The 14,444-nt window shown below is 60.7% G+C and carries 14 protein-coding genes; 5 read left to right on the forward strand and 9 right to left on the reverse strand.

The window, feature by feature from the left end; translation table 11 throughout:
* Window positions 1–114 precede the first annotated feature (114 nt).
* Entirely contained in the window at window positions 115–672 is a 558-nt protein-coding gene (locus tag ACNAZA_RS16835; RefSeq protein WP_120965319.1) for an adenine phosphoribosyltransferase, read from the forward strand.
* A 27-nt stretch (window positions 673–699) separates the two neighbouring features.
* Here the strand turns inward: ACNAZA_RS16835 and ACNAZA_RS16840 are convergent, their stop codons facing one another.
* The gene (locus ACNAZA_RS16840) at window positions 700–1,413 is read right to left on the reverse strand and encodes a hypothetical protein (RefSeq protein WP_415797688.1); all 714 of its coding nucleotides are present in this window, start codon (window positions 1,411–1,413) and stop codon (window positions 700–702) included.
* A 244-nt stretch (window positions 1,414–1,657) separates the two neighbouring features.
* Window positions 1,658–2,140, reverse strand: a complete 483-nt coding sequence (locus ACNAZA_RS16845) for a Crp/Fnr family transcriptional regulator (protein WP_415797689.1) — start codon at window positions 2,138–2,140, stop codon at window positions 1,658–1,660.
* A 225-nt stretch (window positions 2,141–2,365) separates the two neighbouring features.
* On the opposite strand from ACNAZA_RS16845, the gene ACNAZA_RS16850 reads away from it, so the two are divergent.
* A complete protein-coding gene (locus ACNAZA_RS16850; RefSeq protein WP_415797690.1) occupies window positions 2,366–3,397 on the forward strand; it encodes an Lnb N-terminal periplasmic domain-containing protein in 1,032 nt (343 codons plus the stop codon).
* 82 nt (window positions 3,398–3,479) lie between these two features.
* Here the strand turns inward: ACNAZA_RS16850 and mnmE are convergent, their stop codons facing one another.
* The 5 genes from mnmE to rpmH all read right to left on the reverse strand — a co-directional run bounded on the left by mnmE (window position 3,480) and on the right by rpmH (window position 7,917).
* Window positions 3,480–4,910 (reverse strand): tRNA uridine-5-carboxymethylaminomethyl(34) synthesis GTPase MnmE, encoded by a 1,431-nt coding sequence (gene mnmE, locus ACNAZA_RS16855; RefSeq protein WP_415797692.1) that lies wholly within the window; start codon window positions 4,908–4,910, stop codon window positions 3,480–3,482.
* Between the two features lie 249 nt (window positions 4,911–5,159).
* Window positions 5,160–6,872, reverse strand: coding sequence for a membrane protein insertase YidC (yidC, locus tag ACNAZA_RS16860; RefSeq protein ID WP_415797693.1), 1,713 nt, complete (start codon window positions 6,870–6,872; stop codon window positions 5,160–5,162).
* Window positions 6,869–7,168, reverse strand: a complete 300-nt coding sequence (gene yidD / locus ACNAZA_RS16865) for a membrane protein insertion efficiency factor YidD (protein ID WP_415797694.1) — start codon at window positions 7,166–7,168, stop codon at window positions 6,869–6,871. Before yidD ends, yidC begins: the two co-directional genes overlap by 4 nt.
* Window positions 7,165–7,719 (reverse strand): ribonuclease P protein component, encoded by a 555-nt coding sequence (locus ACNAZA_RS16870; protein WP_415797695.1) that lies wholly within the window; start codon window positions 7,717–7,719, stop codon window positions 7,165–7,167. Before ACNAZA_RS16870 ends, yidD begins: the two co-directional genes overlap by 4 nt.
* Window positions 7,720–7,782: 63 nt before the next feature.
* Window positions 7,783–7,917, reverse strand: coding sequence for a 50S ribosomal protein L34 (gene rpmH, locus ACNAZA_RS16875; protein WP_012207856.1), 135 nt, complete (start codon window positions 7,915–7,917; stop codon window positions 7,783–7,785).
* Window positions 7,918–8,435: 518 nt separating this feature from the next.
* On the opposite strand from rpmH, the gene dnaA reads away from it, so the two are divergent.
* The 3 genes from dnaA (at window position 8,436) to gyrB (ending at window position 13,838) form a co-directional block, all read left to right on the forward strand.
* Entirely contained in the window at window positions 8,436–9,842 is a 1,407-nt protein-coding gene (gene dnaA / locus ACNAZA_RS16880) for a chromosomal replication initiator protein DnaA (RefSeq protein WP_120965307.1), read from the forward strand.
* A gap of 129 nt (window positions 9,843–9,971) precedes the next feature.
* Entirely contained in the window at window positions 9,972–11,090 is a 1,119-nt protein-coding gene (dnaN, locus tag ACNAZA_RS16885) for a DNA polymerase III subunit beta (protein ID WP_120965305.1), read from the forward strand.
* A gap of 135 nt (window positions 11,091–11,225) precedes the next feature.
* Window positions 11,226–13,838: a DNA topoisomerase (ATP-hydrolyzing) subunit B gene (gyrB, locus tag ACNAZA_RS16890; protein ID WP_415797696.1), complete on the forward strand. Its 2,613-nt coding sequence runs from the start codon at window positions 11,226–11,228 to the stop codon at window positions 13,836–13,838.
* Between the two features lie 104 nt (window positions 13,839–13,942).
* On the opposite strand, the gene ACNAZA_RS16895 is transcribed toward gyrB, so the two are convergent.
* Window positions 13,943–14,281 carry a hypothetical protein gene (locus ACNAZA_RS16895; protein ID WP_415797697.1) on the reverse strand — a complete coding sequence of 113 codons (339 nt, stop codon included), beginning with the start codon at window positions 14,279–14,281 and terminating at the stop codon, window positions 13,943–13,945.
* 71 nt (window positions 14,282–14,352) lie between these two features.
* Window positions 14,353–14,444: IS3 family transposase (locus ACNAZA_RS16900; protein ID WP_415797097.1), on the reverse strand; the 92-nt coding region annotated here is incomplete at its 5' end.

A 14,444-nucleotide genomic window follows, 5' to 3' on the forward strand; every position in this document is an offset into this window, starting at 1 on the left:
TAGCCAGCGCAGGCGATCTATACCGGGCCGGGTTCTTGCCGTTTATCCCTTTGGGCGTTCTGGTGGATGCCAGCTACTACACTGACTTCCCCCCAAGCGATCATCCTCAGCGCCATGCAATCCCACACCAGTGTTAACGACTATCTGCGCGCCCACATTCGCACCGTGTCCGACTGGCCAGCGCCCGGTGTGCAATTTCGTGACATCACGCCCCTGCTGCAAGACCCCAAGGTCTTTCGCGTGATGACGGACGCTTTTGTACACCGCTACATGGACCGCGATCTGCGTCCCGATGTGGTGGCCGGCCTGGATGCCCGCGGCTTCATCCTGGGGGCCGTGATCGCCCACGAGCTCAATGTCGGCTTTGTGCCCATTCGTAAAAAAGGCAAACTGCCCTTCACCACGGTGGAGGAGACTTATGAGCTGGAATACGGCAGCGCCACGGTGGAGTTGCATACCGATGCCGTCAAACCCGGTGACCGGGTGCTGCTGATCGATGATCTGATTGCCACCGGCGGCACCATGATGGCAGGCAAGAAATTGCTGGAAAAGCTGGGCGCCACCGTCATCGAGGGTGCGGCCATTGTGGACTTGCCCGAGCTGGGCGGCTCTGCCCATTTGCGCGAAAAAGGCCTGTCGTTGTTCACACTGGTGGATTTCGCCGGGCATTGAGTCCGGCACAGTCGCCCGGCGACCGGCTTAGCGCAGCTCGCCGTACTGGGTCACACCCAAAGAACCCATATCCGAGGCATGGAAGTCGCTGCGAGCCTCTTCGTGCCCCTGCGTGCCGGGCCCCAATAGCGGGCCGGAGCGCTGCTGGCCGTGCGCGGTGGATGACTGACGCGGGTGCTGCACATCGATAGTTCCCGAGGCTGCCACAGCCAGCCTGAAGGCATCCATCTCTTGTGCATCGATGGGCTCGAAGGATCGTGGCAAGGAGCGTGCGGGCTGAGTGGCCCTTGCCGCGCGGGCCTGATGCAGCTGCTGTACGGCTGAGTTCAGCGGTGATGGGCTGGCGCTGGCTTCTGCTGGTGGTTTTGCGGGTTTGAGCTGCTCGCTCACACGCCAGTACACGGCGTGCACGATGGCAGCCATGCGGGCCTTGGCCAAATCGGCAATCAAGCCCTCAATTTCTCGCAGGCGTGCGGGCTCGGCCGCATAGGCATGGTCCAGATCCACCATGACCACAAAGCGCTGGCCCGCGTTATCCAGCGAAAGCACTTTGAACTTATAGCCTGCCGACAGAATGCTGACGCGCACCATGGCATCGCGCACGACGGAATAGAGCTGCTCGCGGCGTGCCGAGCGTTCGCTGCGCGGATGCTCCGAATCATGGCGGTCCTTGGGCGCTTCAGTGCGGATGGCACTGCCCTCTGTACGCGGCCTGCGAGTGAGCCATTGGAACAAAGACATGCTGCCCTCTTTAAAACCCATTTTTACAAATGAAGATATTTTGCCTGTTCCCGTGGGTGAGCCGCCTTTATTTGCCGCAATGTGCACATTCATCCGATGTGCATCAAAGGTCCGCGCCCGCCAATTTGCTCAAAGTCGGCCAACAGCTTGGAGGATGCCAAGCCATGATTACCTAATACTGGGTATGTCGGCAATGGCACTGCTGGCTGAAGTCTGAGGGCGTGGTCTCATTGCCACGCAGCCTTCAGGTGCTGGCGATGCGGCGGCGGCTGTCACTGGCGCGTCGAGCCAGCACCTGGCCGGCCATGACGACCAAAGCCAGTGCCAGAGCCGGCTGGCGGTTGGAGAGTTCCGAAAAGCGCAGAGCCGTGAGGCACCAGAGGCGGCTGGGCGTGGAGGCCTGTACCGTGGCGCGGCGGGGGCGGTGGGCAAAGAAGGCTCCTTCGCCCAGCACGGCGCCGGGGCCGACCAGGGCCAGGCGGATGCGCTCCTTGGCATCCTGGTAATGCACACTCAGAGAGCCGGATTCCACCAGGTACAGGTTGCGGTCCAGTGCGCCTTCGGCAAATAGTGTCTCGCTGACGCTCAGCTTGACGGGCACCAGATAGGGGGCCAGCATTTCCCACTGCCCCGCATGCAACACGCTTTGTGCGCTGTCAGCCGCCATGGACGAGGTCATGGCTTGCATAAGGGCGGACAGGTCGTGGTGCGTGGCAATGGTGGACATGGACGGCGGAGATCTCGAAGATTGAAAGCAGATGTACAGGCCGCGAGCGGTGGCTGGCAGGCATGCTAAGTCAGCGTGGCGTTTTCGCCAATCCGGTAACTGCTGTTTTTTGTAGCAAAACTTGCATCAAGCTGCATTGTCTGGCGTAAACGCCGCACACTCCGGCTGCATCGGCCGTCGTTACGGCCAGGTTCGTGAAAAAGGAGCGGGACCGACTTGCTGCTCATGACTGTTTTCATGCTGCTGCTGGCCGCAGCGGCGCTGTGGGGCCTGGGAGCCATCTGGTTCCAGGGGCCTGGCAATGCGGTGTTGCGTCTGCTCTGGATGGCGGCCTGGCTGCTGTGGCTGGCTGGCTGCGGCTTCTGGGGGCTAGGCCGGGGCCTGCCTGCGGTCAGCGCCGCTTTGTGGGTGGTCAGCCTGCTGCTGATGCTGACATGGTGGCGGCAGATCGTGCCCAGCGGCAGGCGTGACTGGGCAGACGATGTGGCCGTGCACATGCAGCTGCAGGCCGATGGTGCTTTGGCCGATTCACGTCAGCGCGTTCTGTTGAAGAATGTGCGCAATTTCCGCTGGCGCAGCGATGAGGACTATGACGTGCGCTGGGAATCGCGCCGCTATGAGTTGGCACAGCTGGCCAGTGTGGACGTGGCCACTTCGTACTGGATGGGGCCGGCAATCGCGCACACGCTGGTGTCTTTTGGCTTCAACAACGGAGAGCATGTCGTCTTTTCCATTGAAATCCGCAAGCAAAAAGGCGAGCAGTTCGATGCGCTGGCCGGGTTTTTCCGACGTTACGAGCTGGCGCTGATCGCTGCGGATGAGCGCGATATCCTGGCCGTTCGCACCAATATACGGGGCGAGCAGCTCAGGTTGTACCGTTTGAATATGCGCCAGAGCGTGATGCGCGAGCTGTTCATGGCCTATGCGCGGGAGGCCGACTCGCTCAACGACAAGCCGCGTTTCTACAACACGCTTACGGCCAATTGCACCACCATCGTCTGGCAGCTGGCGCGGCGTGTGGGGGCCACGTTGCCGCTGGACTGGCGGCTGCTGGCTTCGGGCTATCTGCCCGAATACCTGAACAGCCTGGGTGTGCTCACGCCCGGCTATTCACTCAATGAATTGCGCCTGGCGGGCGATATCACCGAGCGGGCCAAGGCCTGGCAATCATCGGCCGAGGTCAGCGATGCGCAGGCCGGCGTGGACTTTTCCCGTGCCATACGCGCCGGCATGCCGGGGCTGGAAAATACTCCCTGAATAGGAGCTTGTGACGCAAGCTATGATTTGATTTCAGGCATGAAATGCCTTGAAATCAAGATGAGCTGAGTGCAAGCCGCTCTTATTTTCCTATGCAGAACGAGCTGAAGATGACGCCCAGCAAGTCATCCGAGCTGAATTCGCCGGTAATTGAGTTCAGCGACAGCTGGGCCAGACGCAGCTCCTCAGCCAGCAAGTCCAGGTGAGCGGCCTGGGCCGCGAGCTGCTCGTCGGCCATCTCCAGGTGCGCTGCCACGGCCTGAAGCGCTTCCACATGGCGGGCGCGGGCCAGATACAGGCCTTCGGGGGCCGATTGCCAGCCCGCCACTTGCAGCAGATGGCGGCGCAGCGCATCCAGTCCATCGCCGGTGCGGGCCGACAGCGCGACCTGGGCCGTCTCCACGGCCGCCGCGCAGCGCTCCAGCACGCCTGCGGCGGCGGTGTCGGTCTTGTTCCAGACATGGATGACGGGTACCTGATGCGGTAGCTTTTGCTGCAGCGTCTGGCCAATGGCCGCATCGGCGGCCACATAGTCGGCCTGCTCCATGCGGGTGAGGTCGTGCAGAAACAGCACGGCGTCGGCGGCGGCGATTTCGTCCCAGGCGCGGGCAATGCCTATGCGCTCCACCTCGTCCTCGCTGTCGCGCAGGCCGGCAGTGTCGATCACGTGCAGGGGCACACCTTCGATCTGAATGGTTTGCTGCACCTTGTCGCGGGTGGTGCCGGCGATGGGGGTGACGATGGCCAGCTCCGCCCCGGCCAGGGCATTGAGCAGCGAGCTTTTGCCGGCATTGGGCTGGCCGGCGATCACCACCTTGATGCCTTCGCGCAGCAGGGCGCCTTGGTGGGCCTTGCCTAGCACGGTGGCTACCTGCGCACGCAGGCGCTCCAACTGGCCGAAGGCATCGGCTTTTTGCAGAAAGTCGATTTCCTCTTCGGGAAAGTCCAGCGTGGCCTCGACCAGCATGCGCAAATGCACCAGCGCTTCGCGCAACACATGGATTTCCTGGGAGAACGCGCCCGACAGCGAGCGGCTGGCGCTGCGCGCGGCGGCTTCGGTGCTGGCGTCGATCAGATCGGCAATCGCCTCGGCCTGGGCCAGGTCGATTTTGTCATTCAGAAAAGCGCGTTCGGTGAACTCGCCGGGCTGGGCCAGCCGCAAACCGGGCAATGTGGCTGATTTGGAGTGTTCGCTTACTTGTTGTGCTGCCTCCAGGCAGCGGGCCAGCAGCAGCTGCAACACCACGGGGCCGCCATGGGCCTGAAGCTCCAGCACGTCTTCGCCCGTGTAGCTGTGCGGGCCGGGGAAGTAAATGGCCAGACCGTGGTCTATGGGCGAGCCGGCTGCATCCTTGAAGGGTAGGTACGTGGCTTCGCGCGGCTTCAAATCCTTGCCGCACAGTGCTTTCACCAGCGCCGCAATGCCTTTGCCCGAGACCCGCACAATGCCCACGGCCCCGCGCCCTGGAGCGGTGGCGATGGCGGCAATGGGGTCGTTATGGCGGGGCAACATGGGTGGAGAGTCTTTCCAGAAGATAAGCGGTACAACAGCGCCGCGATGATAGCCCGCACCAGGCTTTGAGGTGGCTGTGGGGCATATCGTGCATGCCGATATTTACTATCTATTTGATAGCTTCAAGTGTTTGATATGTATGGGCTGAAGTTCAAAAAACCATGCAGTCTGATTGCCTGTTTTTTGATCAATCTCCCATGAAAAAAGCCGCCACCCTAGCGGGTAGCGGCTTGGTGGCTTCAGCGAAGCTTATTTGCTCTCGGCAGCCTTGCCAAACTTGGGCAGGTTGAACTGAGGCGGCACACCCATACGCTTGTTGATGATCCACTGCTGGGCAATCGACAAGATGTTGTTCGTCAGCCAGTACAGCACCAGACCGGCGGGGAAGAAGAAGAACATCACGCTGAACATCAGCGGCATGATCCACATCATCTTGGCCTGCATGGGGTCTGGAGGTGCGGGGTTCAGCGCCGTTTGCAGCAGCGAGGACAGCGTCATCAGCAGCGGCAGGATGAAGAACGGATCGGGCATCGACAGATCGTGAATCCAGCCAATCCAGGGAGCATTGCGAATTTCCACGCTGGACTGCAGCACCCAGTACAAGGCCATGAAAACCGGCATCTGGATGATGATGGGCAGACAGCCGCCCATGGGGTTGACCTTTTCCTCGCGGTAGATGCGCATCATCTCCTGCTGCATCTGCTGAGGTTTGTCCTTCAGGCGCTCGCGCATTTCCTGAATCTTGGGGTTGATGGCCTTCATCTTGGCCATCGAGCTGTAAGCCTTGGCGTTGAACCAGTAGAAAGCAATCTTCAGCAGCACCACCAGGGCCACGATGGACCAACCCCAGTTGCCGATGAATTTGTGCAGCTCGGCCAGCAGCCAGTACAGCGGCTTGGCCAGAATGGTCAGCCAGCCATAGTCCTTGACCAGTTCCAGGCCGGGAGTCAGCGACTCGAGCATGGGTTCGATCTGAGGGCCGGTGAACAGGCGTGCGGACACGGTCTTGGTCTGGCCGGGTTCCACGGTGCCCAGGGGGGTAACCATGCTTACGGCAAACAGGTTGTCGCCGACCTTGGCCACGCGGTTGTCGCGCTGGATGCCGTCTGCCAGCAGCCAGGCGCTGGCAAAGTAGTGCTGCACCATGGCCACGTAGCCGTTGGTGGAGGATTTGTCCACTTCGGCCTTGCCGCTGGCAATGTCCTTGAACTCCACCTTGTGGTACTTCTTGGCTTCGGTATAGACCGCAGGGCCGGTGAAGGTGGAGTAGAAGGTGGATTCGTGCTCAGGCTTGTTGCCGTCACGCACCAGTTGCAGATACAGCTGGGGAGCCACGGCCGCCGTGCCGGTGTTGACCACATCGTGCTGCACGTCGATGGCGTAGGAGCCGCGCTTCAGGGTGAAGGTCTTGATCAGCTTGACGCCGCCCACGGGCGCCGACTCGAAGCGAACCTGCACGCTGTCCTGGCCATCCTTGAGCTCGCGCTCGCCAGGCATCACGGTCATCGGTGTCTTGTGGTTGGGGAAGCTGCCGGCAGCACCGGTCAGACCCGTCTGGCCCAGGTACACGCGCTTGGCGTTTTCCTCGAACACGGCCATCAGCTTGTTCTGATCCGTGGTGTCCGAGTACTTGAGCAGCTCGGAGCCCTTGAGCGTGCCGCCTTCGCTGTCAAACGTCAGTCGCAGCACGTCGCTGGACACGGTCACGTTCTGGCGAGGCGTGGCGGGCGCTGCGGCGGGCGTGGCCGCAGCGTCGTTGGGCACGTCGCTGGTGGAGGCGGTCGCAGCGGAAGGCACTCCCACATTCGCAGGCTTGGCTGTCTCAGCCGTAGGCGCACTGGCGACCTGAGGCTGGGGGAAGAAGGTTGGCTTGTTGCCGTTATGGATTTGCCACTTGTCCCAGAGCAAAACCATGGAAAAGCCAAATATCACCCACAGTATGGTGCGGCGAATATCGTTCATGAAGACTTCTTAGGTGAGGAAGGTTGGGTGGTCGCGGAAGAGTCCGGGGCTGAATTCAGAAAGGAAAACAGCCTGGGCTTTTGCTGTGGCACAGGATCATGCCCTCCGTCACACCACGGATGGCAGCGCGCCAGTCGGCACACTGTCAGATAGGAGCCTACCGCAGCGCCGTGTTGCTCCAGCGCTTGAAGGGAATAGGCCGAGCAGGTCGGCTCGAACCGGCAGGCCGAGCCCAGCCAGGGGCTGAGCATCAGCCGGTAGCCTCGCACCACAGCCATCAGCAGGCGCTGCATCATGATGCAACTCCCGTGCCGGGCGCTATCAAAGTAGAAGCTTCTTGCGCTTTGATATCTTGGGCTAGAACCGACTTTTTATCGGCATCGGCAGGCGTGTCGACCTCGGCCTTGGCGCGTGCAATGCGGCGCGCTGCAGAGCCGAACAGCTGTTGCAGCTCGGTGCGCACGGCGGCCTTGAGCGCATCCGAGCTTGCACTGACGAACTGCTTGCGGTCAAAGCCCGAGCGCAGCCGCACCACATGAGAGGCGCCATGCAGCGCTGTCTCATGGTCTTGTGCCACGGCATAGGCCTGGCGCTTGATCGTGTGACGTGTCACCGAATGCTTGGCCCAGCGCTTGGGCACCATGGCGCCCAGCCAGGCTTGCTCGCGCTCAGCACCAATGCCAAACAGGGCCTGCGGATCTTGCGATCCGGGCCCTGTATCGGGGTTGGCAGCCATATCCACTCCCGCACTCAGCACCATGCGATGCAAAGCGAAGTGAGGCGTGCGGGCAATAGTGCCCGCCGACATGGTTGCCTGGAACTGCGGACGTGTTTTCAGTCGTTGCATAGGAAAGCCCCGTTCAGAGGCCGTCAATACAGCGAAGGAGCAGACCGCCGAGCAATGCCGGCCTTAGACGGCCAGGCGCTTGCGACCCTTGGCTCGGCGAGCGTTGATCACGGCACGGCCACCCTTGGTCTTCATGCGAACCAGGAAACCGTGGGTACGGGCGCGGCGAGTCTTGGAAGGTTGGTAAGTACGTTTCATGTTGGTTCCTTGAGAAGGTTCAGTATTTGCGTCGGCAAAGCGCTACGTCTGCGCCCCGCCATCCAGGTTTTGCGCCGCACACTGTCGCCGCCAAGCCGGGTATTTTTTCACATGCGAGCATGTGTTGCGGCAAAACGGTTAACTTGTGGAGCAAAAGCACTCGCCGCATGCCCGAAAGCAGGTGGAAAATGCGCCCAAAAATTGGCGCCCGGGTCATATCACCCTGAACACATTCAGGGAAACCCGCGATTATCACAGTGTTGGCGCTTTGATGCAATGACCCCAGAATTTGATTAGGGAGATAAGCCCACATTGCCAGAGGTAGGGCGGGGCTTCAAACCGGGGACGGCTTTCTTTACAAATGCCGTGCCGTCATGGTCCTGTCAATCCAGTAGGATAGGTGGGCTATCCCGCACCGCGGCGGGGGACTGCCTTCTGAAACCGTGTGGATAACTTCCGCAAAAGCTACAATAGCTACCCCGCAACTGTTCCTCCTATCCACAACTAGACTTTTGACAATGACAGAGGAACATACGAACGACGCAGGCCAGGCCCTGTGGCAGGTCTGCGTTGAGCAACTGGGTCAGGAGCTGCCCGAGCAGCAATTCAACACCTGGATCAAGCCGCTGACGGCGCTGGTTGCTGAAGATTTTTCCAAGGTCACGGTCTACGTGGCCAATCGCTTCAAGCTCGACTGGATCCGTGCCCAATATGCGGGCCGAATCTCGGCCATGCTGGAGTCGCTTTATGGCCAGCCTGTGACGCTGGAGCTGGCCATGGCCCACCGCGAAAGCGTGGTGCGCACCTATGTGCGCCCGCCATCGGGCGAGCGCAGTGCGCCGGCCGAGACGGTTTCCGTTTCCGTGCCCACGGTCAGCAATGAAGAAAGCGCAGCCCCCGTCTTCCGCACCCGCCTGAACCCCGCGCTCACCTTCGAGACGCTGGTGGAAGGTACGGCCAACCGCATGGCCCGCTCGGCGGCCATGCATGTGGCCGGTTCGCCCGGCCATCTGTACAACCCGTTGTTCATCTACGGCGGCGTGGGTCTGGGTAAGACCCACCTGGTGCATGCCGTGGGCAACCAGTTGCTCAAGGACAAGCCGGACGCCAAGATTCTCTACATCCATGCCGAGCAGTTCGTCTCGGATGTGGTCAAGGCCTATCAGCGCCGCACCTTTGACGAGTTCAAGGAGCGCTACCACTCGCTGGACCTGCTGCTGATCGACGACGTGCAGTTCTTCGCCAACAAGGACCGGACGCAGGAAGAATTCTTCAATGCGTTCGAAGCCCTGCTGGCCAAGAAGAGCCACATCGTGATGACCTCGGACACCTATCCCAAGGGGCTGGCGAATATTCACGAACGTCTGGTCTCGCGCTTTGATTCCGGCCTGACGGTGGCCATCGAGCCGCCCGAGCTGGAAATGCGCGTGGCCATTCTGATTAACAAGGCCCGCGCCGAGAACGCCGAGATGCCCGAGGAAGTTGCCTTCTTCGTGGCCAAGAACGTGCGCTCCAACGTGCGCGAGCTTGAAGGCGCGCTGCGCAAGATCCTGGCCTATTCGCGCTTCAATCAGAAGGAAGTGTCGATTCAGCTGGCACGCGAAGCGCTGCGCGATCTGCTGTCCATCCAGAACCGTCAGATCTCTGTGGAAAACATCCAGAAGACGGTGGCGGATTACTACAAGATCAAGGTCGCCGACATGTACAGCAAGAAGCGCCCGGCCAGCATTGCCCGGCCGCGCCAGATTGCCATGTACCTGGCCAAGGAACTGACGCAAAAAAGCCTGCCCGAAATCGGCGAGCTGTTTGGCGGTCGCGACCACACCACGGTGCTGCACGCCGTGCGCAAGATCGCGGCCGAGCGTCAGACCAATACCGAGCTGAACCAGCAATTGCATGTGCTGGAGCAGACGCTCAAGGGTTGATGAAAACTCCCCCATGAATGTCAAACGCACACGGCAAAATGGGGAATTCAAGCGGCATGAGGGAGAGCCCGTACCACCCTGCGGGCGCCGCCGCTTTACAAGATGCGCACTTAAATCACTGAGGTTGACATGATCGTCCTGAAAGCCACACAAGACAAAGTCCTCGCGGTTCTGCAACAGGTGGCAGGCATTGTTGAGCGCCGCCACACGCTGCCCATCCTGGCGAACGTGCTGATCAAAAAGACCGGCAACGCCCTGCAACTGACGACCAGCGATCTGGAAATCCAGATCCGCACCACCGCCGAACTCGGCGGCGATACCGGCGACTTCACCACCACGGTGGGCGCCCGCAAGCTCATCGATATTCTGAAGACCATGCCCGGCGACCAGACCGTGAGCCTGGAGACTCAGCAGTCCAAGATGGTGTTGAAGGGCGGCAAGAGCCGCTTCACGCTGCAAACCCTGCCGGCCGAAGATTTCCCGCTGGTGCAGGAGTCGGCCGCTTTCGGCCCCGCCTTCAGCGTGCCGCAGAAAGTCCTGAAGGATTTGCTGGGCCAGGTGTCGTTTTCCATGGCGGTGCAGGACATTCGCTACTACCTGAACGGCATCCTGTTCGTGGCCGAAGGCAAGCAGCTGAGCCTGGTGGCCACCGACGGTCACCGTCTGGCCTGGGCCAGCGCCACGCTGGATGTGGAAGTGCCCAAGCAAGAAGTGATTCTGCCGCGCAAGACGGTGCTGGAGTTGCAGCGCCTGCTGTCCGACGCCAGCGGCGACAACCAGCCCGTGATCGAGATGCAGTTCGCGAACAACCAGGCCAAGTTCACCTTTGGCGGCATGGAGTTCGTGACCAAGCTGGTCGAAGGCAAGTTTCCCGACTACAACCGCGTCATTCCGCGCAACCATCAAAACAGCGTCACCCTGGGCCGCGCCCCGCTGCTGGCCAGCCTGCAGCGCACGGCCATCATGACCAGCGACAAGTTCAAGGGCGTGCGTCTGTCGGTGGAGCCCGGCACGCTGCGCGTGGCATCCAACAATGCCGAGCAGGAAGAGGCCATGGACGAACTCGATATCGACTACGGTGGCGACACCATCGAGATTGGCTTCAACGTGACCTATCTGATCGACGTGCTGACCAATATGAGCCAGGACATGGTCAAGATCGATCTGCAGGACGGCAACAGCTCGGCGCTGGTTTCCATCCCCGAGAACGACAGCTTCAAGTACGTCGTCATGCCCATGCGCATTTAAGCGCGGGTTTGCTGACTGCTAATGCTCATAATTCAATAGCTTGCAGCGCTTGACGAATAAGCGCTGCAAGGCTGTTTGACAGATATTTTCTTTTGGGAGGCGTCAAGCCTCCACCGGATCGCAAGGCTTTCTTTCATGACCGCTGACAACACGCTGCCCGAACCTCAAGGCACTCCCGAGCCGGAGCAGGCCCCCAAGATCGACTCCCAGCAGCCCGGTGCCAGCGAAGGCTATGGCGAAGGCGCGATCCAGATTCTTGAAGGTCTGGAAGCTGTGCGCAAGCGCCCCGGCATGTACATCGGTGATACCTCCGATGGCACAGGCCTGCACCACCTGGTCTTCGAAGTGGTGGACAACTCCATCGACGAAGCCCTGGCCGGTCACTGCGACGACATTCTGGTCACCATCCATGCCGACGGCTCGCTGTCCGTCATCGACAACGGCCGTGGCATTCCCACCCGCGTGAAGATGGACGACAAGCACGAGCCCAAGCGCTCGGCGGCCGAAATCGCCCTGACCGAACTGCACGCCGGCGGCAAGTTCAACCAGAACAGCTACAAGGTCTCGGGCGGTTTGCACGGCGTGGGCGTGTCCTGCGTGAATGCGCTGTCCATCTGGCTCAAGCTCACCGTCAGCCGCGAAGGCCAACGCTACGAGATCGACTTCGCGCGCGGCTTTGTGCAAAACCGCCTGATCGAGGTGGTGGACGGCGTGGAAGTCTCGCCCATGCGCGTGTTGGGCCCCAGCGACAAGCGCGGCACCAAGGTGCACTTCTTGCCCGACCAGGAAATCTTCAAGGAAAACTTCGAGTTCCGCTATGAGATCCTGGCCAAGCGCCTGCGCGAACTCTCCTTCCTGAACAACGGCGTGCGCATTCGTCTCAAGGACGAGCGCGACGGCAAGGAAGACGACTTCTCGGGCGCCGGAGGCGTCAAGGGCTTTGTGGAGTTCATCAACGGCACCAAGAAAGTGCTGCACCCCACCACCTTCCATGCCGTGGGCACGCGTCCTGCAGATTCCTATGGCGGCATTCCCGGCACCGAAATCGGTGTGGAAGTGGCCATGCAGTGGAACGACAGCTATGCCGAGCAAGTGCTGTGCTTCACCAACAACATTCCCCAGCGTGACGGCGGCACCCACCTGACCGGCCTGCGCGCCGCCATGACCCGCGTGATCGGCAAATACATTGCCGACCACGAACTGGCCAAGAAGGCCAAGGTGGATGTTACCGGCGACGATATGCGCGAAGGCCTGTGCTGCGTGCTGTCGGTCAAGGTGCCCGAGCCCAAGTTCTCCAGCCAGACCAAGGACAAGCTGGTCAGCTCCGAAGTGCGTGCGCCCGTGGAAGACATCGTCGGCAAGCTGCTCACCGATTACCTGGAAGAAAAGCCGGGCGACGCCAAGATTCTCTGCGGCAAGATCGTGGAAGCCGCTCGCGCCCGCGAAGCGGCCCGAAAGGCCCGTGAAATGACTCGCCGCAAGGGCGTGCTGGACGGCATGGGCCTGCCCGGCAAACTGGCCGACTGCCAGGAAAAAGACCCCTCGCTGTGCGAAATCTACATCGTCGAGGGTGACTCCGCCGGCGGCTCCGCCAAGCAAGGCCGCGACCGCAAGTTCCAGGCCATCCTGCCCCTGCGCGGCAAGATCCTGAACGTGGAAAAAGCCCGCTACGAAAAGCTGCTCTCCAGCCAGGAAATCATCACCCTGATTACCGCATTGGGCACCGGCATCGGCAAGGCCAGCGAAGAATCGGGCAAGAGCGGCAGCGACGACTACAACGTCGACAAGCTGCGCTACCACCGCATCATCATCATGACCGACGCAGACGTTGACGGCGCCCACATCCGCACCCTGCTGCTGACCTTCTTCTACCGTCAGATGCCGGATCTGGTCGAGCGCGGCCACATCTACATTGCCCAGCCGCCGCTGTACAAGGTCAAGAACGGCAAGGAAGAGCTGTATCTGAAGGACGGCCCGGCACTGGACCGCTACCTGCTCAGGATTGCGCTGAACCACGCCAGCGTGGACACCGGTGGCGCCAATGCCCGCACCGTTGACGGTGAAGAGCTGGCCAAGCTGGCCGACATGCATCTGGCGGCAGAAACCGTGATCGAGCGCCTGTCCAACTTCATGGATGCCGAAGCCCTGCGCGCCATTGCCGACGGCGTGCAGATCACGCTGGACACGATGGAAGACGCCCAGGCTTGCGCCTCCGTACTGGAAGCCAAGCTGCGCGAACTCTCCGCTACCGGCGTGCCTGCCGCCGTCACGGCCGAGATCGACCCGAACAGCGAGCACCCCATCTTGCGCATCAGCCGCCACCATCACGGCAACATCAAGAGCTCCATCCTCACACAGGAGTTCGTGCGCAGCCATGACTATGCCGCGCTGTCTGCCGAGGCACAGAACTTCAACGGCCTGCTCAATGAAGGCGCCAAGGTCACGCGCGGCGAAGGCGACAAGGCCAAGACCGAAAAAGTGAGCGACTTCCGTCAGGCCATGACCTGGCTGATCTCCGAAGCCGAACGCACCACGGGCCGCCAGCGCTACAAGGGTCTGGGTGAAATGAACCCCGAGCAGCTGTGGGAAACCACCATGGACCCCAACGTCCGCAGCTTGCTGCAGGTCCGAATCAACGACGCCATCGAAGCCGACCGCGTGTTCACCATGCTGATGGGCGACGAAGTGGAACCACGCCGTAACTTCATTGAAGACAACGCCTTGCGCGCTGGCAATATCGACGTTTGATGATGTCGAATGCCACCATTGGTGAAAACTTTGCCAAGTTGGTGAAAAAACTTTGACACGGTTAGTGAAAAAAAGAGCCCGGGACACTCCGGGCTCTTTGGCTTCTAGGCTGTGGCGGGGTAGCCCCGAGGATGGACGATTCGATCAAAATCTTCCTTTGTCACCTCAAGCCCTTCGGCATTGAACTTACGAATCAATGCGAACACGTAGGCCCGTGAATACAGTTTTTCCAAGCCTTCTCTACCCGATGCTCGGTAAAGCCCATGAGATTCTGCGAGGCTGCGCCGTGGCTCGGTGTAGTTCTGCCCCTTCACCTCTTGAAGCCAGCGCTTGTAGCCAGCGCCACCAATCTTTCCAAGGACGGCGGATGACGCGATTCTGTAGCTGGCGTTCTTGAGCTTGTCAGACTGGCTTCTCTGGAAATAAAAATCCAATGCCTCCATAGCCTGCACACTATGTTAATTTCCACGCAAAACTGACCCGCCGGAGGTGCGGATAAAAACTTGGACTGGTTTTATGCGGCTAGGCCAAGCTTGTGCCGGTATTCCACAGGACTTAAACGTCCCAGAGATACTTTGATACGTTTTTCGTTGTACCAACGAATAT

Source organism: Comamonas aquatilis (genome assembly GCF_965139575.1).
GTDB classification, from domain to species: Bacteria; Pseudomonadota; Gammaproteobacteria; order Burkholderiales; family Burkholderiaceae_C; genus Comamonas; species Comamonas aquatilis.